Source organism: Methanocorpusculum petauri (genome assembly GCF_026891975.1).
GTDB lineage: Archaea > Halobacteriota > Methanomicrobia > Methanomicrobiales > Methanocorpusculaceae > Methanocorpusculum > Methanocorpusculum petauri.
Window position 1 is genome coordinate 1 of record NZ_JAPTGB010000019.1, and the last position, 21,578, is coordinate 21,578.

Annotated in this window: 16 protein-coding genes and 1 tRNA gene; 10 read left to right on the forward strand and 7 right to left on the reverse strand. The window is 51.0% G+C overall.

The features are described 5' to 3' along the window. Positions 1-92: PGF-CTERM sorting domain-containing protein (locus O0S10_RS10580; protein WP_425438313.1), on the forward strand; the 92-nt coding region annotated here is incomplete at its 5' end. Between the two features lie 350 nt (positions 93-442). On the opposite strand, the gene O0S10_RS08470 is transcribed toward O0S10_RS10580, so the two are convergent. From O0S10_RS08470 to O0S10_RS08485, 4 genes are all read right to left on the reverse strand, one after another. Beyond that, positions 443-1,069, reverse strand: a complete 627-nt coding sequence (locus O0S10_RS08470) for a queuosine precursor transporter (protein WP_268925444.1) — start codon at positions 1,067-1,069, stop codon at positions 443-445. Between the two features lie 137 nt (positions 1,070-1,206). Next, positions 1,207-2,625 carry an ABC transporter permease gene (locus tag O0S10_RS08475; protein ID WP_268925445.1) on the reverse strand — a complete coding sequence of 473 codons (1,419 nt, stop codon included), beginning with the start codon at positions 2,623-2,625 and terminating at the stop codon, positions 1,207-1,209. A 9-nt stretch (positions 2,626-2,634) separates the two neighbouring features. Beyond that, complete coding sequence (locus O0S10_RS08480) at positions 2,635-3,675, reverse strand: COG1361 family protein (RefSeq protein WP_268925446.1); 1,041 nt, start codon at positions 3,673-3,675, stop codon at positions 2,635-2,637. 196 nt (positions 3,676-3,871) lie between these two features. Next, positions 3,872-4,357 (reverse strand): helix-turn-helix domain-containing protein, encoded by a 486-nt coding sequence (locus O0S10_RS08485; protein ID WP_268925447.1) that lies wholly within the window; start codon positions 4,355-4,357, stop codon positions 3,872-3,874. Between the two features lie 389 nt (positions 4,358-4,746). Between O0S10_RS08485 and O0S10_RS08490 the strand changes: the two genes are divergently transcribed. The 7 genes from O0S10_RS08490 to comE all read left to right on the forward strand — a co-directional run bounded on the left by O0S10_RS08490 (position 4,747) and on the right by comE (position 13,780). Next, on the forward strand, positions 4,747-7,788 hold the full coding sequence (locus tag O0S10_RS08490; protein ID WP_268925469.1) for an MEMAR_RS02690 family S-layer glycoprotein: 3,042 nt from the start codon (positions 4,747-4,749) through the stop codon (positions 7,786-7,788). Between the two features lie 275 nt (positions 7,789-8,063). Further along, on the forward strand, positions 8,064-8,855 hold the full coding sequence (locus O0S10_RS08495; protein ID WP_268925448.1) for an ATP-binding cassette domain-containing protein: 792 nt from the start codon (positions 8,064-8,066) through the stop codon (positions 8,853-8,855). Further along, positions 8,852-9,559 carry a GTP-binding protein gene (locus tag O0S10_RS08500; RefSeq protein WP_268925449.1) on the forward strand — a complete coding sequence of 236 codons (708 nt, stop codon included), beginning with the start codon at positions 8,852-8,854 and terminating at the stop codon, positions 9,557-9,559. The genes O0S10_RS08495 and O0S10_RS08500 overlap by 4 nt, the downstream gene beginning before the upstream one ends. Continuing rightward, positions 9,560-10,204 carry a (Fe-S)-binding protein gene (locus O0S10_RS08505; RefSeq protein ID WP_268925450.1) on the forward strand — a complete coding sequence of 215 codons (645 nt, stop codon included), beginning with the start codon at positions 9,560-9,562 and terminating at the stop codon, positions 10,202-10,204. Beyond that, positions 10,201-11,433 (forward strand): methanogenesis marker 16 metalloprotein, encoded by a 1,233-nt coding sequence (locus O0S10_RS08510; protein WP_268925451.1) that lies wholly within the window; start codon positions 10,201-10,203, stop codon positions 11,431-11,433. Before O0S10_RS08505 ends, O0S10_RS08510 begins: the two co-directional genes overlap by 4 nt. Continuing rightward, positions 11,433-12,674 (forward strand): cysteate synthase, encoded by a 1,242-nt coding sequence (locus O0S10_RS08515; RefSeq protein ID WP_268925452.1) that lies wholly within the window; start codon positions 11,433-11,435, stop codon positions 12,672-12,674. Before O0S10_RS08510 ends, O0S10_RS08515 begins: the two co-directional genes overlap by 1 nt. Further along, positions 12,671-13,780 (forward strand): sulfopyruvate decarboxylase subunit beta, encoded by a 1,110-nt coding sequence (gene comE, locus O0S10_RS08520; RefSeq protein WP_268925453.1) that lies wholly within the window; start codon positions 12,671-12,673, stop codon positions 13,778-13,780. The genes O0S10_RS08515 and comE overlap by 4 nt, the downstream gene beginning before the upstream one ends. Before the next feature lie 150 nt (positions 13,781-13,930). On the opposite strand, the gene O0S10_RS08525 is transcribed toward comE, so the two are convergent. Beyond that, positions 13,931-16,780 carry an MEMAR_RS02690 family S-layer glycoprotein gene (locus O0S10_RS08525; RefSeq protein WP_268925470.1) on the reverse strand — a complete coding sequence of 950 codons (2,850 nt, stop codon included), beginning with the start codon at positions 16,778-16,780 and terminating at the stop codon, positions 13,931-13,933. Positions 16,781-17,247: 467 nt separating this feature from the next. On the opposite strand from O0S10_RS08525, the gene O0S10_RS08530 reads away from it, so the two are divergent. Beyond that, the gene (locus O0S10_RS08530) at positions 17,248-18,411 is read left to right on the forward strand and encodes a PEGA domain-containing protein (protein WP_268925454.1); all 1,164 of its coding nucleotides are present in this window, start codon (positions 17,248-17,250) and stop codon (positions 18,409-18,411) included. 21 nt (positions 18,412-18,432) lie between these two features. Here O0S10_RS08530 and O0S10_RS08535 read toward each other — a convergent pair. After that, a tRNA-Arg gene (locus tag O0S10_RS08535) sits at positions 18,433-18,504 on the reverse strand. Positions 18,505-18,606: 102 nt separating this feature from the next. Here O0S10_RS08535 and dcd point away from each other — a divergent pair. After that, positions 18,607-19,038 carry a dCTP deaminase gene (gene dcd, locus O0S10_RS08540; protein WP_268925455.1) on the forward strand — a complete coding sequence of 144 codons (432 nt, stop codon included), beginning with the start codon at positions 18,607-18,609 and terminating at the stop codon, positions 19,036-19,038. A 7-nt stretch (positions 19,039-19,045) separates the two neighbouring features. On the opposite strand, the gene O0S10_RS08545 is transcribed toward dcd, so the two are convergent. Continuing rightward, complete coding sequence (locus O0S10_RS08545; protein WP_268925456.1) at positions 19,046-21,397, reverse strand: tubulin/FtsZ family protein; 2,352 nt, start codon at positions 21,395-21,397, stop codon at positions 19,046-19,048. Positions 21,398-21,578 lie beyond the last annotated feature (181 nt).

A 21,578-nucleotide genomic window follows, 5' to 3' on the forward strand; every position in this document is an offset into this window, starting at 1 on the left:
CAACCGCAACCCCGTCAACTCCGGGCTTCGGCGCATTCATTGCACTCGCAGGACTCGGCGCAGTAGCACTCCTCGTACTCCGCAGAAACTAACTGCGTGCAACAAAAAAGAGAAGAGTAACGATCAGGAGAAATCCTGAGAAACATCACTCTCTCTTTTCAGAAAAAATATCACAAGCTCTTTTCCAAACACGAACCTGATAGGACGCGAAGAATGTTGGCACCACCCCGACAAAAACAATCACTGTTCTGGACAAAACGACGTTCGTGTACAACCAAGATAGTCACCTGCAGCTTAGTGTACAATACAGAATCGTGGCATGCGAACCATCTCCCCCCACATTAAAAAACGACACAAGTAGCAAAGTACAGATAGACTAGTCCGTCCAAAAAAAACGTCCCGAAAAAATACACCGACCCTCTCCCCTCACAAAAAAGAAATATTACTCATGCCCCTCCGCAGCCCGTTCACCATGACCCCGCGTCAGGTAATAGAACACCGGCGTATCCGCAAGAGCAAACACCCACTTCACCACATACTGACTAACCATCATCCACCCCAGATTCGGCACCACTCCCCAGAACCCGATAGTGATAAAGATCATCGTATCAAACAACTGACTTATCATCGTACTCCCGTTATTTCGCATCCACTTCGGCTCGAACCGTCCACGTAACCAGTGAAACACATGCACATCCAGCGTCTGGGCAACACCATACGCAACAAGAGATGCCAGAACAAACCGGGCACTCGTACCAAGCGTCTCCGCAAACGAACCCTGGAACTCAAGCATATAATCTGCCGGCGGCAGATAAATTGCAATATAGATCAGAATCAGCGAAAAGATCTGCACAATAAAACCCAGATGCACCGTCCGGCGTGCCTCCTCTCTTCCCCATAACTCACTGATCACATCCGTACACAAAAACGTAATCGGATACGCAATTACCGCAGCAGGAATCTCAATCCATCCAATACAGACAACCTTCGCCGCAATAATATTGGAAACGATCAAACTTACCACAAAAAAACAGGTCAACACAACAAGAGACCGTTCGCTCTTAATCAATCATCTCACCATCCAAAGATTCCATTACATTGGTGCTGAAAGTATATCTCTACTTTCCAAACTGCCCGGAATCAAACCATTACGAAATGTTCCGCAGCATGCAGGATTGCACACACAACATCAAAAAAGAAAAAAAATTATTGTTCGTTCAGCGCATTGATCGGATCCATGTTTGCCGCACGCCATGCAGGATACAATGCGGACAACAGACCAACCGTCATACCGATCACAATTCCCAAAGGAATATACATCAGCACATTCGCTGAAAACGTATAATTCAGTACATCTGCAAGGCTTACCTGGACCTGATCAACAGGAATCCCCATCTGCTGCATCAAGGCAGCATTCGGATTCAATGTTGTCGCACTCTCCGCAATCATATCACGGGCCTTGAACAAGGCAAAGACCAGACTCAGTACACCGCCGATGAGAGAACCGACAATCGACATAATGCCTGCCTCACAGAGGAACATCGTCAGAACCTGACGTTTCTTGGTACCAATACTCCGCAGAATACCAATCTCATGTGTTCGCTGGGTAACTGACATCAGCATCACATTGAAGATACCCACTGCCGCAACCAGCAGTGCAATGGCGCCCATCGACATCATCTCCTTCGACGACGAAGCAATAATATCTTTTACCGGCTGTGTTGCAGCACTTGAGTTAGTGATATCCACACGACTGCCCTTTTCATTCAGATATCCGTCAATCCTCTCCTGCATCTCCGGCGCAGCACTGACATCCTTTACCACCACAACGGCTGACTCGTATCCCTTCGTCAGCATGGAATAGGTGTTAAAGTTCGACTTAAACCAGCTGTCACTTCCGACAACACTATTGTCGGATGAGATAACCAGACCCTCACCAGTATTTTTCATGATACCGCTGATCTTCACCTTCACGCTCTTCTGTTGACCGCTCTTGTACACTTTGAAGATCAGTTCATCACCAACGGTTACTTCATTCTTCTTCGCAAACTTGGAACCGACTAAAACCTCGCTCTTGACCTTCGGAAATTTTCCAGACTCCAGCACAAACATTGACGGGAGATACTCATTCTCAATACCGTAAACCGTGACATAACTGCTCCAGAAATCGTTGGGGTCCTTCTGCGGTCGTTTTTTGTCCGAGTATTCATCCTCCACAATTTCGAAGGTGGACATGGTTGTCTTGTAAGGAATCACCGGATACGGTGCCGTAATCTTACTCAGTTCCCGTATCTGTTTATCGGTAATTCCTTCCATCTTCGGTTGAACATATCCTCCGCTGTCAGACACCGTCACAGACGCAACCATCATCCCACCCCCTATGCCGTAATAATTGGTGGACTCTTCATACTGGTTCCAAAGATAGGTGTAGTTCACCTGAAGATAGATGGACTCACCGATCTCATTCATCGATTGGAACTGTGAGTTCTCCAGAATTGCTCCGGACATGCCGGTCGTTGCAATGGCTATAATACCAATCGTAATTCCAAGAATCGCCAGGATGGATCTGAATTTATTCAGCCGGAGATTGCGGAGCGCAAGCTGAAAAAATATGAGTAGATTCATGGATGATGATTATTTCCTGGCTCGAAGAACAATACCAAGGGCCACCAGTCCTACAATCGCAAAGGCGGGTACGAGAACAGGGGTACTTTGTACCGGCGGTTCTTCAGTAGGGGCTGGATCGTAGTCGATGATGTTGACGACGTTCTGTTCCTGATGGTACATGTTCAGCTCATCCTGATAGGTTACGATGATTGGGACGGTTGTCGGGTTGCCGCTGACAGAGAAGGTAAGTTCAAACTCCCCGTTGTCGTTGCCTTCAATGACTCCGAGTGCTGCCTGATAGGACCCTTCCGGGATTGCAGGGGGTCCGGCTACGACGACGACGGAGGAGATGTCACGCAGACCAGGATTATAAACGGTTCCGGTAACTTTGTACTTGTTTTCATACTTGGTTGCGACAAGATCGGAAATGATGACACTGCTGCTGCCGGTAACATAGACCGGAATTTCAACGGTGCTGGAGTGAACGTTCTTGCCGTTACGGTAGTCAGACGTCACGATAAGGGTGGTGTCGCCATTGGTGGCGATATCAATTTCAATATCGGTATAGTTGTTAGCTGTGACTGTTCCGAGGAAGTATCCGTCCTGTTTGCTGGTGATTCCTTCACCACTAATGGAGACAGTGAGGCCGGTGATCTGATAGGCTCGCGGGTTTCCAATCCGGAGTTTGTATTTGCCCATGCTCCCCTGTGAGATCATGTTCGGTTTTTCGATGAGCTGGATGCTCAGGTCTGAATCATCAATCTCGATGGGGATCTGTACACGAACCGGGTTGGTGACACTACCCCCACCTTCAACGGTGTAGTCAACGGAGAAGTAGGGATATGCCATGCCGACCGTGGTGGAGCCGGTTGGTTTGATCTGCAGGCTCACGGATGTTTCGCCGCCGGCGCCGAGAAGTCCGACCGGAACCATCTGTTTGCTGTTAAGGAACTGGAACTGGCCACCCAGAAGTGCCGGCATGCCGACGTTGACCGGAGTGGATCCGACATTTTTCAGAGTAACGGTAAGAATTCCTTCATCTCCGGGGTAGAAGACTTTGGGATCCAAGCTGTATCCTGTTACAATTACCTGACCGCTTGTTGTGGTTTCCGCGGCTGTGACATTTCCTGCACAGGAAAATATCAATAGTATGCATACAAGCGTTCCGAAGATCGCTGTGCGAGCGTTTGCTCTCATATGAAAGAATCGTTAGTTCTCTATCTATATGAATGTAATCAACAATTTACATTATGTAATCATAAGGCTACAATCTTTTTGTAATGGAGTCGACAGCAGTAAAAACTGCGCCTATCTCCGGTTTCATGATTGCGACGGGTACATCCACGAGCCGTTCGATTAGGGAGGCAAGAATGGGGGCACAGATGATTCCTGCAGCACCGTCGTATCGCGCCCGAACTGCGGCAAGGATACAGTCATCAAGTGAGTTGGCAGTGTAGCCTTTGATGCGGTATTCGATCCCGCCGACATCAATTTTTGTTCCTTCGATCTCGTCAAGCAGGAATTTTGCTGCAATGAGGGCGATGAATTTTCCGTGGTGCGGGGAGAAGACGTTGACGATTTTTTTGACGGTGGATAAACGGGGGTCGCGTTCACCGGAGGATATTTTGTAGAGAGTTACAGGTGGAATTCCCGTTGCTTCGGAGAGCTGGCGGACTGTCATGCCGCGACGATCGAGTTCTTCAGAGAGTGCGGTTTTGAAGTCGGTTTCAAATATTCGCTGTTCAAACATTCTAATATTATTGTATATAAATTCAGGTATATATTGTACTTTGGGTTGTTGGTTTTTTGTTTGGGTTTCATTTGGTAGGATTCAATATTTGTTTGCGGGGAAGGATTCAATTTGTGTGAGTTTGGTTTGTTGTACTTTCTTCGTTATTTTTGTTTTGTTTGTATGGGTGTGCCAGTGTTGTTTCGTTGATCGGTGAAGTTTGTTCTGTGTAAAATTCGCGAGGATTCACGGTATTTTTGTGTGGGATTTGGTAGGATATTTAATGTGATATTTTTTGGATGGGGGTTTACTGGATTTTTTATTTGATATTTTTCAGAGATCTGTAATTTTCCTAAATTTTGTGTGTGGTGGATTGAATCCTCATTTAGGAGGAATTACACTTGAAAAACATGAAAATAATGGCAATTCTCGCCGTTTTCCTCGTTGCAGTGCTCTGTATGGGAGCAGTTTCTGCACAAAGCGTGGTAAATGTAGAGAAGGATGCAGCCAATGCACCAGAGATTGGTGAGGGTACTTTCATCCTGATCAACAGTACTGCTGCTATTGGAAATGGCGTCACATTCGTACTGAGTGGTGCCAATGATATTGTAACTGATGAAAACAGTCAGATTACGATTACTAAAGCAACTAAACAGGGTACTTATTCCAATAATGCTGGATACAACTTTACAGTATTCATGCTGCCGGAAAAGGGATTCATCATTGACACTCCGGAATCAACCGCAAAGGGAACTGTCTTCAACTTCAATGTTAGCCAGTTTGGCTACAATGGAAGTATAGTTACAGTAACCTTCGGTGACAATTCCGCAGCTGTAACTAAGACAGTCAATCCCGACAAGACCACTGATTACAGTGACATCCTGACCATTGATCACACATATGAAGCAGCAGGTACCTACAAAGTATCCTACACGATCAAATCAGCTGCAGGTGAAGTCCTTGAATCTGGCTATGCGGTTGCATCAGTCATTGCACCAACTGCTGAGGTTAACACTGTAGACCACAACGCAACGTTCGTGTACCAGACAGTAAAAGTACTGGATGCAACAGGTAACACTGGAAATCCCGTAAAAAAACTGTACTTCTACTCTTCTGACTCTACACCAACTCTGATTGCAACCATGGAATCTTCAACCGGTATATATGACCTCCTTGAAGCAGCAGTTAACGGTCACTACGGTGCATGGTATGGTTCTGAAATTAGTGGTAGCACCCTCCCAACTGATTACATCACCATCTGGTACCCAGAAATCTCGCTTAAAGCAGAACTGACCACTGGTAGCAAAGGTGTAACTTCCGGTGACTCTGTCGATGGCAAGACCATCAACAAGAACACACAGGTCTCTTTCCTCATTGAAGCACCGAACGTTGGTCCGGCAAACATTGCAACCGTAAAGATCGTTTTCACCACCCCTGCCAGTGGTAAGACCACAGCATTTGGTTATGATACCCTTGGCGATCCAGTTGACTTCAAGAACATTGGACTGAGCAAAGTTCAGACAGTTGCAAAAGGCACTGGTGTTACAGCCGGTGAAGACGCAGTTGCAGGAACCTGGACTGCTCAGGCAGAGTTTACCTCACCAAAGGGATTCAGCGACAATGCCAAGAAGACCAACACCATCAGTTTCACCCTGCAGAGCACCTCCCTTGTACTGACTGCTGCAAAGGACTCCGTCGTCCGTAGCAACCCATTCACCGTCTCGATTCAGGGTGACAGCAAAATGGTCTACTTCATCTATCTTGACGGAGCAGACGCAAATGATGCGAATCCGACTCTGCAGTCCGCCCAGTCCGGTATGATTACTGCAGCAATGTCAATTGCAACAATTGGTGGGCAGCCAATCTTTGACGGCACTGGCCTTGCAGATACATGGGGCTACTTTGAAACCGATGCATCCGGCAAGCGTACTGTCCAGTACAACACTGCAGCCGACACTGAAGATAAAACCTACACCATCAAAGTCTATGAAACCCAGCTGACAAAAACACAGGCTGAATTTGCCGGTGTTGCTGAAGTCAAAGGCATGGACTATGACAGTGTCAAAGTCAAAGTTGAGAAAGGAGCAGTAACCATCTCCGCATCTGGTGACGGTTCCTACTACATCGGTGACGAAATTAAACTCACCGGAACCAACACCGACAGCGACTACATCTTCCTGTTCCTGACCGGTCAGAACCTCAATGAGAACGGTATCGTCCTCAAAGATCTGCCGACCAAGACAGCAGCAAAATTCGGTGCAGGTCAGTATGTATCCGTTAAGACCGATGACACCTGGGAATACAAGTGGGATACTTCCAGAATTGCCCTTGACACAGGAGCATACACTATCTATGCAACCAGCAAGATCACCAACGGAAAGTCTTCCTCCCCTGAAGATGTCGTAATTAAGAATGGAGATGTCATTGTTAACTCATACACCGCAGTCAAACTCTCTGACTCTGAGTACGCAACCGTTTCCATCAACCTCAAGCAGCCGTTCCTGTCCGCAGTTCCGTCCGGAACCATTGTCGCAAAGGGTGACAAGATCTACATCCGTGGAACCGCAGAAGGCGACCCGAGCAACCTGAAACTCTACATCTTCGGCCCGAACTTCTTCGACCCGTACACTATCACCGTAGAGGATGATGGCTCATACGAAAAGAAGATTGATATCTCATCTACCATGTCCTCGAACCAGTACTTCGTCGTTGTTCAGCACCCGATGTACAACAATGAGTTCGATGCATACCTTGTTGACACTACCAACCCGGGCACAACTTTCACCACTGACTCCACTGATCAGTGGGCATTCAAGACCCGCAACACCACCACTGGTGGCGACGCACAGTCCTTCATCGTCTGGGGCAGCGCAAACAAGCTCCAAGGATCCCAGGCAGCAGATGCACTCACCAAGATGATTGACTCTGCCAACATTGATGATATCTACACGAAACTGACGTTCACCGTCGCTGAGCCGTGGATTAAGATCACTAACCCAGGGGACAAGGCAACCGGATCCAAGTTCACCATTTCCGGTACCACCAACCTTGCAGTTGACGACCAGATTCTCGTTGAAGTGATGTCCTCATCCTTCTCCGCAGTTGACAAGACCTCCACCTCCACCACCTCCGGTGTCTCTCAGACCACGAAGGTCGTTGCAGGCGAGGGTACTGACAACACCTGGTCTGTCGAAGTTGACACGACCAATTGGAAGCTTGATGAGTACACGATCAAGGTACAGGGTATCGAAGTCGATGTAACCACCACGACCAACTTCAACCTTGTCGAGAAGCTTCCGGACACCCCGAAGCCGACCGAGACCGGTGCTCCGGCAACCACCACTGCAACCGCAACTGCAACCACTGCACCGACCCAGACTCCGGGCTTCGGCGCATTCGTGGCACTCGCAGGACTCGGCGCAGTAGCACTCCTCGTACTCCGCAGAAACTAACTGCGTGCAACAAAAAAGAGATGAGTAACGATCAGGAGAAATCCTGAGACAAAACAACTCTCTCTTTTCAGAAAAAAATCACCAGCTCTTTTGTTCCCTTGTACGAACCCCCGCCTCTCTTTTGTACAATATCATCCTGCACCACTGCCCCATATCCGATACGCAGCAATAGATATACTAAACAACACCATTTTACTCAACGAACAATCCTAATGTATCTTAAAACACACAATATCAGATAATAATTATAACCCCATACAGCCTATCAGAAAGAGATGACACAAAACACCTCTCCTTCCATACAAACCCTCACCATACTCCCCGGAACCACCCGTACCGGAGAACCCGAAAACTTCACCGAAATCACCATTCACCCGGGAGACACCATCTCCATCGTCGGACCGACCGGTTCCGGCAAAACCGCATTCATCAACGACATCGAAGTCTTCGCACAGGGCGACACCATCACCAGACGAAAAATCCTCGTCAACGGATCAGAACCCGCCGAAGACCTCGTCCGCGACCCCGCCAAAAAACCCATCGCCATGATCACCCAGAACACCAAATGCCTCGCCGACCTCACCGTCGAAGAATTTCTCGCCATGCATCTCCGTTCCCGCAAAATGGAAAACACCGGCATCGTCAACGACGCAATCGATCTCGCCAACCAGTTCACCGGCGAAAAAATAGCAGGATGCATGCGCATGAGTTCCCTCTCCGGTGGTCAGACCCGCAGCCTCTTCGTCGCCGACGCCGTCAGCATCTCCGACACCCCGATCATTCTGCTCGACGAAGTCGAAAACGCCGGCATCTTCAAAGACCGCGTCATCGAAATCCTGCGGGAAAAACACAAAGCAATCATCTTCGTCACCCACGACCCCTACGTCGCCCTCCTCACCGAAAAACGGATCGTCATGAAAGGCGGCGCCGTCGAAAAAATTCTCACACCGGGCAACAAAGAACGGGACGCACTCACCCAGATAGCAAAGATGGACGCCGACATGATGAAACTGCGGGAACGCATCCGCTCCGGCGAACTCCTCAGTGCCCGGAGAATCGAAGCATGAACGTCCGGCTCATCGCAATCGCCGGACCGCCGAGTGCCGGCAAGACCGCAGTTGTCAAACAGATCATCCGGAACCTCGGCCCTGCAAAAATTGCCTACCTCAAAATCGACGTCGTACAGGCATGGGAAGACGAAGAACTTGCCGCGGAGTTCGGCATCCCAACCAAAAAAGTCTACTCCGGCGACATGTGTCCCGACCACATGGGTATCATGGTCATCCGCGACGCCCTCCTCTGGGCTGACGGACTCGGCGCCGAATACCTCCTCTACGAAAGTGCCGGACTTTGTCTGCGGTGCACCCCGTACACCGTTAACTCTCTCGGAATCTGCGTCCTTTCCGCCGTCTCCGGTACCCATGCACCTCTCAAAATGGCACCCATGATCGCCCTCGCCGACGTTGCCGTTGTCACCAAAATCGATCTCGTATCCCAGGCCGAGAAGGAAGTCTTCCGCGAAGGAATCCGTCAGGTAGCTCCCGGGATAGACATCATCGAAACCAACGCCATCCAGGGAACCGGCATGCGCTACCTCATGCAGGTCATCGAACAGATGAAACCTGCGGAAAGTGAAAAAGACACCCTGCGCGGCGTTCCACCGCTCGGTGTCTGTACCGTCTGCATCGGCAAAAAAGAAACCGGCTGGCAGGAACACTTCGGCGTTATCCGACCGCTTGCCGCACCCGACAACCTCTACCGGGGTGAATAGATGATCTGGACTCCGCCCGGAAAAAACTGTGGTGCCTGTGGTATGGACAGCTGCGATGCATTTACCGCCGCAGTGACGGCGGGCGCCAAAGATGTGGAAGAGTGCCCGTATTACTCCATGCCGCAGGAACCACAGGCGGCGAAAGCCGCCTGCGGTTCCTGCGGCCTTGAGGCCGCATATACCGGCGTGGATGTAACCGGCGCACCGTACGACTTCATCATCACTGCATTCCCCGGGGAACCCTCGGCACGAAAGATCGTCCTGCCCTTCCGGCCCGACCTCGTCGAAACGCTTGGCATCACTCGCGGTGACATCGTCGCCGGAAGACCCACCGGTGCGGGCTGTCCCGTTCAGCATGTGATCAAAGTCCTTGAGGCCGACCCGGTCTCCGGTCTCATCACCGGTCACGTCGTCGGTCCCGCATTTGCACGGGGAAACAGCGATGTCATTGATCTCAGACACTATCATATGATAGGCTTTGAAGGAATCGCAAACGTTGTCCGAAAGACACCGGAGTTCGGGTTCCGGATGCCGTTTCTCCCCGGTGTCTGTATGATGCACCGGACGCATACCGGCATTGTCAACATGATCATGCAGAAATCCTACGGACTCCATGTGAGAGTAGAGGGAATCGTGATCCTATGAAATCCATCGAAAATATCAATACAAAAATTTCCGAAGGCACGGCAGTTGTCTGGACCGCATCCGAGTTCAAGAAACATATCCGTGCCGGAGAAACGATAACACCCGGGGATGTCGATGTCGTCACCTGCGGAACATTTGGTGTTATGTCCGGCACCGCAGCAGTCCTTGCCTTTCAGGCAGCCCCGGCAGGTTCGTTTACCCATGCACACTCACTCACGCTGAACGGTGTTCCTGCACATATCGGCCCGTGCCCAAATGAGAGTAACGGCCATGTGGACGCCATAGTCTACGGCACCGCACAGTCAGACCGTCCCGGATACGGCGGCGGCCATCTGTTTGCGGATCTCGTTGCAGGAAAATCCGTAGAGGCGGTGATCGAAACCGATACGGGAACAATCACCAAACCGATCACACTTGCAGACATGTCCTCGGCAAAGATGATCGTCACCCGCGGCGCTTTCAAAAATTACATGGCCTTCGTAAACCCGGGAGAGGAAGAAGTCTCTACGATCTTTTCCGTTCTGCCGATGCAGGGAAACATGCGTGAAGCAACATTCTCCGGCTGCGGCGAGATCAATCCACTGGAAAATGATCCGGAACTCCGGTATCACACTCCCGGAACTGCGGCGCTTGTCAACGGTGCGCCGGGTATCATCCTCGGTACCGGCACGCGGACCTCTGCGGCAAAACCCAATCTTTCCCTCGCTGCTGACATGCGGGAGATGGATCCGAATCTCATGGGCGGATTCAAAATGATCGCCGGATGTGAGTGCCTCACCTCGGTTGCCACCGCGATTCCCGTAACGGACAGCGCCGCGATTGCGGCGCTGTCCGTTCTTGATGAGCACATCCCTCTGCCGGTTGCCAATGTCGCGAACCGGACTGCGTTTGATACCGCAACCTATGCTGATGCGTGGAGCGGAGATGCACGTATCCATGCCGTACCGGACAACTGCAAAACACCGGACTGCATCCGGTGCCGCGATCTCTGTCCCCGCGAGGCGATACGGCCTGATCTGACGATTACGAAATCCTGTATGGGCTGTCTGACCTGTGTTGCGGTCTGCCCTGACCATGTCTTTTCGGCAGAGACCGGTACGCTTCGCACCATCTCCGGAGACATTCCGATTGTGCTGCGGCAGTCCGATCGGGTACGGGGAGAACTTGCGGCTCTGCTGCTCCGCAGCAGAATACGAGCCGGCAACTGGAAACTGGGAGGTGTTCTCTGATGGGCGACTATACCCTCCGGTGTGTTGCGGGCGGGGAGACGCTGCCGGAACAGTACACACTTTCCTGTAAGGAACATGCCGGTCTTATCCGGACGGAGTACGCGGCCAAACAGCTGACCGTCCGCCCGGAACTGCCGGGTATTTTCCGGTACATCGACTGGCTGCCGGTACACGGGACGCTTCCCACCCGAGCCCGTCCGGTGACCTTCCGCAGCGAGTCACTCTGCCGTGAGCTTGGTCTGCCGAATCTCTGGGTGACGTTTACGGGTTACTATCCCGAACGGGACTGTTTTGTTGCGACGGGTTCGTTCAAGGAGCTTGAGGCACTGCCGACCACCGTTCGTCTCGCCGAGAACGGCGGGGGAACGATGGTCGTTGCATCCGCCGGTAACACCGGCCGGGCGTTTGCCCAGATGGCGGTCGAGTTCGGGACACCGGTCATTATTGTTGTGCCGGCGTCGTCGGCCAAGAGTCTCTGGACGGTGACGGAGCCCAAACAGCCGGACGCGATCAAACTGATCACGGTCCGGGGGGATTACACGGATGCAATTGCGGTTGCAAACCGGATCACGGAACGGCCGGGACATGTACCGGAAGGCGGAGCAAAGAATGTCGCCCGCCGTGATGGTATGGGGACCGTGATGCTGGATGCGGCGGTGACGATTGGTCGCATGCCGGATCATTATTTCCAGGCGGTGGGTTCTGGTACCGGCGGTATTGCGGCCTGGGAGGCGGCGATGCGGCTTGCGTCCGACGGCCGGTTCGGCAGTGCGGTGCCTCGTCTGCATCTTGCACAGAATCTGCCATTTACTCCGATGGTAAATGCTTGGAAGGAGCGACGGGCTCTGCTGCTGGAACGGGATATGCCGGATGCGGCAGAGGCGATTGCGCAGGTATCGGCGCCGGTTCTGACGAACCGGGCGCCGCCCTACAGTATGCCGGGCGGTGTGTTTGAGGCGATGATGTACTGCGGCGGCGATATGTATGCCGTCAGCAATGCGGACGCGAGGGACGCGGGCCGTCTGTTCTCCGATGCAGAGAATGGTATCGATCTGGATCCGGCAGCAGCGGTTGCAACCGCTGCATTGATCTCTGCGGTCAACTGCGGAGCAGTTGACCACAGGGATACAATTACGCTGAACATCACCGGCGGCGGGTACGCACGGGTCCGCGAGGAACTCGGTGTCTTTCCGGTTCCGGTGACGGCAACGGTGAATGCTGATGAGGTGCCGGAGGTATGAACGAAGAGATTGTTCTCCACGTTCTCGCGGAGCAGGGTATTGATCTTGTTGCATCGCTCCCGTGTGATAAGAACAAGCGGCTGACGGCTCTGTTGCCGACAAAGTTTCCGGTGATGGATCTGGCCCGCGAGGAGGACGGCGTGGGAATTTGTGCGGGTGCGTATCTCGGGGGCAGGAAACCGGTGATGTCGATTCAAAGTTCGGGTTTGGGGAATATGCTGAATGCGCTGATGTCGTTGTCACGGGTGTACTCTCTGCCGCTGCCGATTCTTGCAAGCTGGCGGGGCGTGTGCAACGAGGCGATATGTGCGCAGATTCCGTTCAATGCGCCACTGCCGAATCTTCTGGATGTGTATGAGATTCCGTACCGGATCTTTTCGACGGGTGAGGATCTGGAAGGGCTTGGTGAGGTGATTGCAGGGGCATATGAGAAGTGCACGCCGTACGTTGCGCTGATCAAGCCGTCATGCTGGGAGCCGCAGGAGCCGGTTGAGATTGCGTATCCGCCGCGGGAAGTTCCGGCGCGGACGCTGAGGCTTCCGGGGTATGGGAATCCTGAGATGAAACGGCTGGATGCGATCCGGGTGGTTGCGGAGTTTGCGGATGCGGATACGGTTATTGTTTCCAATATCGGTGTTCCGTCGAAGGAGTTGTTTGCCTCGAAGGATCGGGCGGGGAACTTCTACATGCTGGGGAGTTATATGCAGGCGTCGGCGATCGGTCTCGGTTGTGCGGTTGCGATGCCGAAGAAGCGGGTGCTGGTGATCGACGGGGACGGGAGTCTCTTAGGTTCTGCGGTGCTGCCGGTTGTTGCAGCGACGGGTTGTCAAAATCTGATGATTGTGGCCCTGGATAACGGGACGTTCGGGAGTACGGGGAATCAGATGAGTCCTGCGTATGCGACGGCGGATCTGGGGTTCCTTGCTCTCGGGGCGGGGATTGGTTCGGTTGAGCGGGTGTGTTCTGCGGAGGAACTGCGGACCGCTTTGGAGCGGGGAACGCAGTTTGTGCACGTGCTTCTTTCGCCCGGTAATTCTGCGTCACCGAATATTTCGTTGTCTCCGGCGGAGATCCGGGATCGGTTTATGCGGTTCTGCCGTGAGTGAGCGGGCAGATTTTTTTTTGAAATTTTTTTCTTTCCCTTTTTTGATTGGAAGTTTTTTGAAAAGAGCTGATGATTTTTTTCTGAAAAGAGAGAGTGATGTTTCTCAGGATTTCTCCTGATCGTTACTCATCTCTTTTTTGTTGCACGCTGCTTAGTTGCGGCGGAGTACGAGAAGTGCTACTGCACCAAGTCCTGCGAGTGCAATGAATGCGCCGAATCCCGGAGTTGACGGGGTTGCGGTTGCAGTTGCGGTTGCAGTGGTGGTCGGCGTAACACCGGTGGAAGTTGCGGTCGGAGTCGGAGTCACAACTTTCTCAACGAGGTTGAAGTTCGTGGTCGTAGAGACATCGACTTCGATACCGTTGACCTTGATGGTGTACTCGTCAAGCTTCCAGTTGGTGGAGTCAACTTCGATAGACCAGGTGTTGTCAGTTCCCTCACCTGCAACAACCTTCGTTGCCTGAGAGACACCGGAGGTGGTGGAGGTGGAGGTCTTGTCAACTGCGGTGAAGGATGAGGACATCACTTCAACAAGGATCTGGTCGTCAACGGCAAGGTTGGTGGTACCGGTGATCGTGAATTTGGATCCCATTGCCTGGTCTCCCGGGTTGTTGATTCTGATCCACGGTGCTGCAACAGTGAAGGTGAGCTTCGTGTAGATATCGTCGATGTTTGCATCATCGATCATCTTGGTCAGCGCATCTGCTGCCTGGGAACCCTGGAGTTTGTTCTGTCCCTTTACGATGAAGGAACCCTGGGTCCCTGCAAGGTTACCGGTGGTTGCGTTGTCAATATAGAAGTACGTGTATTTTCCATCTTCAGAGTCCTTCAGTTTTACATCGAAGAAACCGTTGTACATCGGGTGCTGAACGACGACGAAGTACTGGTTCGAGGAAAGATCCGACGGAATATCGAATTTCTTCTCGTAGGATCCATCGTCATTCACGGTGATGGATTCATCCGCGAAGTAGTTCGGGCCGAAGATGAACATATTCAGGGTGCTGGGTTTTCCTTGTGCTGTTCCGGTAATGTAGAGTTTGTCGCCCTGTGCAATGACCGTGCTGGACGGGATTGCGGAGAGGAACGGCTGTTTCAGGTTAACAGAGATGGTTGCATACTCGGAGTCGGAGAGTTTGACTGCGATCTTGTCATCAGTCTTTCCAACACCAAAGGACTTGTCCCAAGCTGTTCCAAGAGGACTGGTCGTCACGATCGGGTCAGAGGACTTACCGTTGGTGAGTCTGCTGGTTGCATAGATAGTGTATGCGCCAGTGTCAACGCCAATTCTGGTGGTGTCCCACTTGTATTCCCACGTGTCGTCGGTCTTGACGGCTACAGTGTCACCGCTCGCTGCGGTATATGCTTCACGCATTTCTGGGAGTGCCTTGAGGATAACACCGTTCTGTTTGAGGTTCTGTCCGGTTACGAACAGGAAGATGGTGTCACTGTCGGTGTTGGTTCCGGTGAGTTTGATTTCGTCACCGATGTAGTAGGAACCGTCACCGGATGCGGCGATGGTAACTGCTCCCTTCTCGACTTTGACCTTTACTTTGTCATAGTTGGAAGAATCCCATTCTTCTTCAGTTTCATCAAATCCTGAGACTTTGATCGTGTAGGTCTTGTCTTCGGTGTTGTCTGCGGTGTTGAACTGGACGGTTCTCTTTCCGCTTGCATCAGTCTGGAAGACTCCACCGATTGCATCTGAATACGTGCTGTAGTAGATAGAACCATTATCGATCTTGTAGTTAGTGTCAAACGTCAACCCAGTCGGTGCGAACTTACTCTGGAATCCGCTCTGTCCGGGCTGGAGTGTCGGGTTGACCTCGTTGGTTGCCGGAGAGTCGATGTAGACAGAGTAGTTGGTCTTGCTGTCACCCTGAATCGTTACGGTGAACGGGTTGCTGCGGACGACGGAGTCCTTTGCAGCGGTGATGGTCAGGGTGGTGCTCTGCAGGGTGAAGGTGACAGAGTTGGATTTTTCTGCGTAGTCGGAGAATGACTTGGGGCTGGTAAATTCTGCCTGAGCCATCCAGGTTCCTGCTGCGGTGTTCTGACCTGCGGCAACACCCTTGCCGAGTGCAATGTTCTGAACAGCACTCATGTTGAGGCCGACGAACTCGCCGTTACCAAAGGTTGTGGTCTTACCGCCGACAGGGGTCGTGAAGATGATCTTTGCCTGAGCAACACCATCTTTTCCTGCACCGCCGACATTTGCGTCGCCGAGTTTGGGTGCTTCGATGATGAAGGAGACTTCGGTGTTCTTGTTGATGGTTTTGCCGTCAATGGAGTCACCGGAGGTTTTACCGTCAGCACCGGTGGTCAGCTCTGCTTTGAGAGAGATTTCCGGATACCAGATTGCAACATAGTCTCCTGTATTGGATGGTGTTCCAATGTACCAGACACCCGTATTGCTGCCGACCTGTTCGGGGTACAGACGCGTGGGCGTATCTGTTACATCAATTGTGTCAAGAACTGCCGGAGTTGCGTCGCCGCTCAGTTTATAGAGCGTGATAGGCCCACTCTGTCCAAACGTCGATGAATTGATCTCCTGGTTGACGAAGACAGGGCCGTAAGCCTTTGCTGCCGGAACATCCTTGACGATAACTTTCACAATGGATGAGTTAAACACCGGACCAGTGGAGTTCACTGCGGCAATCCAATATGTTCCTACTTCACTGAAGGTGAATGGAGCGATGGATGGACCAGTAAATGTACTCTTAATGAACTTTCCCTCATCCCAGTAACCCTCTGTAGTGGTATAGTTGAGCGTGATCTTAGTCCAGTCAACGTCAACAGCATATGAGGCGTTCTTCGTCACATTGAAGGTAACCTTCTCACCAACAGTGACAGTCAGGCCACCCTCTGGGATTGGTGTATCAATACTACCATTAAGATAGGTGATATTAACAGCCTTATCGCCCTGAGTAGGTCCTGCTGCAGATGCAGCGCCCATAAACAGCGCTGAAATGAGCAATACGGCGAGAACTGCCATTATTTTCATGTTTTTCAAGTGTAATTCCTCCTAAATAAGGATTCAATCTCACACGATCAAAATTACAAATATTCACAAAATAGAGAAGATAGCCAACCAAAAAATCCCGAAATCACCTCTCCAAAAAAATTCACATTAAACTTCCTACCAAATCCATTCAAAAAATATACCAAATATTCCTTCGAAAACACTTCATCAATCAACGAATCACACTCCGGAGAATAACAAAATCAAATCGAATTCCGCAAACAAAGTACAACATATCAAAAAATCAGAAATTGAATCCTACTGGACACACAGACATTGAATCCTACCAAACCAAAAAATCAAAAAAAGATCAGAAACACATACCCTCACAACAAAGCATACAAACAACCTCTACCTACTATAATAGTATGGCCAAAGATCACGTACACCTGTTCTATCCACCCGACCGAATAAATAATACCCGATCACCCCCTAAACTGAATATATCTATGTCAATAAAACACCTGGTTGCTATCCTTCTGCTGGCATCCCTGCTATTCTGTGGAATAGCTGCAGCAGAAGCCACAAGCCTTACCATCAACGTCTATGACAACAGCGCATCCCACGACCCCGTCAAAGATGCAAAGGTCGTCATTGTCAAAAGCGGAACAAGCCTGGAACAGACCCTGTACACCACCGTTGATGGCATCGCAAAATTCGCCTCAGTCGAATACAAGTCCACCTATAGTGTAACCGTCACCAAGGATGGATTTGACGACCAGAAATTCTCCATCAACGTCAACTCGATGGAAAAAGAGTACACCGTCTATCTCCAGAAATCAAATCTGGTTCAGATCAAAGTTCTTAATCCCGACAAATCAACACCGGTCGCAGGTGCCGCCATCTCCATTGACGGACTCAGAATGGGAACCACCAACAGTGCGGGAATTCTCCACGTCTCTATGGAAAAAGGTGTGTATCACAACATTCAGGTAACAGCAGATTCCTACGAAACCTACTCCTCTTCCCAGTACATTGAGACTGATCAGACCTCTCTTACCATCACACTCTCCAAGTCCTACTTCTCCCCAAGAATTCTCGTTTATGATGCCGACAATGACATGAAACCTGTTTCCCTCGCTACCATCATTCTTGACGGAAAAACGGTAGGCACCACCGATGAGTACGGAAGAGCCACCCTCAAAGACATCACTGCAGGAACCTACACACTGGAAGTCACCAAAACCAACTACGTTTCTTACAAAGAAAAAGTGACCTTTACGGAAGACTCCTCAGATGTCATCGTAAAACTCTCCTACGCAACCGTACCCCTGACCATTCTCGTTGTTGACGGAAACAACCCGGTCACCGGAGCCGCGATCTACATTGACAACCTCGTTACCGGCATCACCGATGCAACCGGAAAGTTCACCAAAGACATGGGGCCCGGCAAAACCGTCCTGATCAGTGTCTCGAAAGATGGCTATACAAGTACAAGCCTCTCATGGTCCATAACAGCCGGTCAGACTAACACAGTAACAATACCGATTTCCCAGAACTTCCCCGTCGCACTTGTCGGAGGAGTCATTGTAGTGATCATCATCATCGTTGTCGTCGTCCTGATGAAAGGAAAAGGAAAATCCGGCAACCGTGGCAGAAGAGGATCCTTCTAACATTTTTTAACAAAAAAATTACGGACCTGCTGGGGATCGAACCCAGTTCTCCGGGTTCGAAGCCCGGAAGGATATCCACTACCCTACAGATCCAACTGATATATTCATCTCTCTTTATCCCTTTTATACCCTATCGTATGTGTCCGGCAGACCGGAGCACAAAGTACAATTGCTGCAGAAACCAACACAAGAGATATGTTGCTCTCCTCCTCTGCAATTCGTGCACGAATCGCTGATGGAACACTTGGCATAACACCGTTTGCCGAAGAATCTCTTCAACCTGCATCTTACGATCTCCGGGCCGCCGAAGACACTATCATGAAAGCGGGAGAACTCTCTCTTGTGGCAACTATGGAGTTTGTCAGTCTCCCTGCCGATCTCGCCGCAACTCTTCGCGGTCGCTCCTCATTTGGTCGGAAAGGCGTCCTGCTTGGTGCAGGATACATTGACCCGGGATTTCGGGGAAATCTTACGCTCTGTATGGTAAACATGGGGCAGGAGGATATTCCGGTTGCAAAAGGAACACGCATCGTACAGATGCTCATCCACCCAATCCTTGGTAACGTGGAAAACGCTTACAACGGCAACTATCAGGACAGTTACGGTGTAGTGCAATCAAAAATATAAGCAGCTCTCAGAGCCACTTGTCCTTCTCACTCTTTTTTGCGATCTCTCTGACCGCAGGATTTTTCGGCAATGGAATTGACGTTACCCGGATGCTTTTGTTCACCTCACGTGGTTTCTGGGCATCGCGCACCTTTGCAGACTCGCCGATTTCTTTTGGCCGCTGTACTGACCCACCGCGCACAACCCCGTCCACCTCTTTCGGTCGTTGTGTTCCCCCCATCCGAATGTGGCCATCTGTCTCCTTCGGCCGCTGACCTCCGGACATTCTGATATGCCCGTCAGTTTCTTTTGGACGCTGTGTACCGGACATACGAATATGTCCATCCGTTTCCTTCGGTCGCTGAGTACCAATGCTTACCGATCCCTCCAAAACACCCGGAGTCATGGTTTCTTTCGGACGTTGACCGCCGGACATGCGGACACCGCCCTCGGTTTCTTTTGGTCTCTGATACCCAACGGTCACCTTTCCTTCCAGAACACCCGGCCCCATCGTTTCCTTTGGCCGTCCGGTTCCGCCCACATTTGCTTTGCCGGAAAGAACACTGTCTGAGTCTTTCGGTTTATCCTTGCCGCCAACATCTGCCATACCCGCGAGTACATTGTCCACTTTTTGCTGCCGTTTCGGCATCATAATCGTACTGCCGGTCATCTGCGGCTGTTTCTTCGATCCGGCAAGGGTGATCTTCGGCATCTCTTTTGGTCTGGGTTTTTCCTTGGGGATTACCGGTCGTGTCCCACTCTGAGTCTCATCAAAAATGGTAGCGGTCTGCGGTTGCTGAATGTACTGCGGTGCATACTGCGGAGGATACATGTACTGCTGCTGGGGCGGCGGCGGTGGAACAACTCTCCGGACCACATCCTCAAATACATCATCATCTTCTGCGGGAATGGGAGGCTGAATATACTGCGGTTGGGACGAAACAACAATGCCGTCCTCAAACACATCCTCCTCCCCCTGCGGGGGAGGAGCACCATACATCACCAACTCCTCTTCAAACACGTCATCTGAGAGAGAGGAAGGGGTTTGCATGGTCTGCGGCTCTTCCGGAAATATATCTCCTCCTCTTCCCCTGGGTTCGGAAATATCATCCAGTTCAAAAATTTCCTCTTGCTCCTCTTCCGGAACTGAGGTACCGGTAATTCCGATCGGCATCACCATCTCGTCCTCGAACAGAATCTCGTCGTTTGCAACCTGAACGGTTGGGACCGTCTCGGTTTTTTCTTCCTCTTCGTACTCTTTGCTCTGTTCGTTTTCGTAAATGGTTCGAATTTCGTCCAACTCCTTCACCCGCGGTACATTTTCCAGACCGGCAAGAACAATGATCACGCCGACATACTGGGTTGATTTGACCGGATAATCTCCGGCCCGCATTTCAAGGCCCTTAATGCTGCGGTCAATCCATTTGCGGACCGTCTGGAATCCCTTCATGGACAGTTCATCGGACGGGCCTGCGATCAGCACCAGTGCTTTTTCCGAGGATGTGAGATCACAGGGGACGGAGACTTCCCGGTACACCGCCTGTTTTGCCAGCTCCACAATCCGGGAAGTTCGCGCCTGATTCTCTTCCAGCAGATATTTTTCCACCCGGATCCGTTTCATCATATTGTTGGTCCAGGTGGTTGGAAGTTTTTCGGTTGCATAGCCGATTGCAACGAGGTCCATCTGTTTGAGAGTGTTGAGTACCTCTCCTGCATCCAGAACCACTTCCGCGGCTTCAACGCCTTTGTGGTTGAACTCTCCGGCCCGAAGCAGGAGACCGACACGGCGTGCAAGCATTTCATTCAGTACCGGGAACATTTCGTAGATGGTGGCTTTGTGTTTTGCCTCTACTACATTTTTGATGCTGTCTTCATCCTCAGTACGTTTGAACCATGTTTCGTTGTCAAAGAGGATCGTTGCCTGGGAAACTTTCCGGATATCCTCAAGTGTTTCGGATGCCCGGGCGGAAACTTTTACTCCTTCATTTCTCCCGGGAAGTGTAAGGATGGTAAAGACCGGATCGGGGAAGGCGTCGTTGAGCTGGGACACGATGGTCGGCACCAGCTCGGCCATTCTTCCGCCGAGACCTGCGCAGACAAATACTGCGTCAATCTCTTCGATGCCGTCACGCTGAAAACAGCTTGCGAGGTTTCCTACTTCAAAGTCGGTTCCCCGATTGTTGTGTTCTTTGATCGGATCGACCGGGGTGAGAACGAACCGGTCTTCCTGCGGGATGGTCTGCATCTCGGAGATGGTTTTCTGGTCTGCATCAAACACAAAGGATCGCACACTCCGGACACCGCTTCGCTCGTCATGCTGGTTGAGCGTATCGACGATACGGCAGCCTGCTCCGCCAAGTCCGATGAGTAATGCTCTCATTGTGGTTCACCCGCATCCCCGGAAGAATGCATTCTGCTTCTATTATTCCTTTTATAAACATATATTCTTTTATAAGATGCGGGTGTTTTCCCTGATGCTGTCAATTATTTGAAAAGCGCATACAAAAATCCCTGATTTTTCCTTCATTTAGGCGCCGATGGTGAAATCCTCCGGATTTTGC

Bases quoted from the DNA above. Each gene is read 5' to 3' on its own strand.
- O0S10_RS08475 (WP_268925445.1), bottom strand. From the start codon at position 2,625: ATGAATCTACTCATATTTTTTCAGCTTGCGCTCCGCAATCTCCGGCTG.
- O0S10_RS08485 (WP_268925447.1), bottom strand. From the start codon at position 4,357: ATGTTTGAACAGCGAATATTTGAAACCGACTTCAAAACCGCACTCTCT.
- O0S10_RS08490 (WP_268925469.1), top strand. From the start codon at position 4,747: ATGAAAATAATGGCAATTCTCGCCGTTTTCCTCGTTGCAGTGCTCTGT.
- O0S10_RS08495 (WP_268925448.1), top strand. From the start codon at position 8,064: ATGACACAAAACACCTCTCCTTCCATACAAACCCTCACCATACTCCCC.
- O0S10_RS08500 (WP_268925449.1), top strand. From the start codon at position 8,852: ATGAACGTCCGGCTCATCGCAATCGCCGGACCGCCGAGTGCCGGCAAG.
- O0S10_RS08505 (WP_268925450.1), top strand. From the start codon at position 9,560: ATGATCTGGACTCCGCCCGGAAAAAACTGTGGTGCCTGTGGTATGGAC.
- O0S10_RS08510 (WP_268925451.1), top strand. From the start codon at position 10,201: ATGAAATCCATCGAAAATATCAATACAAAAATTTCCGAAGGCACGGCA.
- O0S10_RS08515 (WP_268925452.1), top strand. From the start codon at position 11,433: ATGGGCGACTATACCCTCCGGTGTGTTGCGGGCGGGGAGACGCTGCCG.
- comE (WP_268925453.1), top strand. From the start codon at position 12,671: ATGAACGAAGAGATTGTTCTCCACGTTCTCGCGGAGCAGGGTATTGAT.
- O0S10_RS08525 (WP_268925470.1), bottom strand. From the start codon at position 16,780: ATGAAAATAATGGCAGTTCTCGCCGTATTGCTCATTTCAGCGCTGTTT.
- O0S10_RS08530 (WP_268925454.1), top strand. From the start codon at position 17,248: ATGTCAATAAAACACCTGGTTGCTATCCTTCTGCTGGCATCCCTGCTA.
- dcd (WP_268925455.1), top strand. From the start codon at position 18,607: ATGTTGCTCTCCTCCTCTGCAATTCGTGCACGAATCGCTGATGGAACA.
- O0S10_RS08545 (WP_268925456.1), bottom strand. From the start codon at position 21,397: ATGAGAGCATTACTCATCGGACTTGGCGGAGCAGGCTGCCGTATCGTC.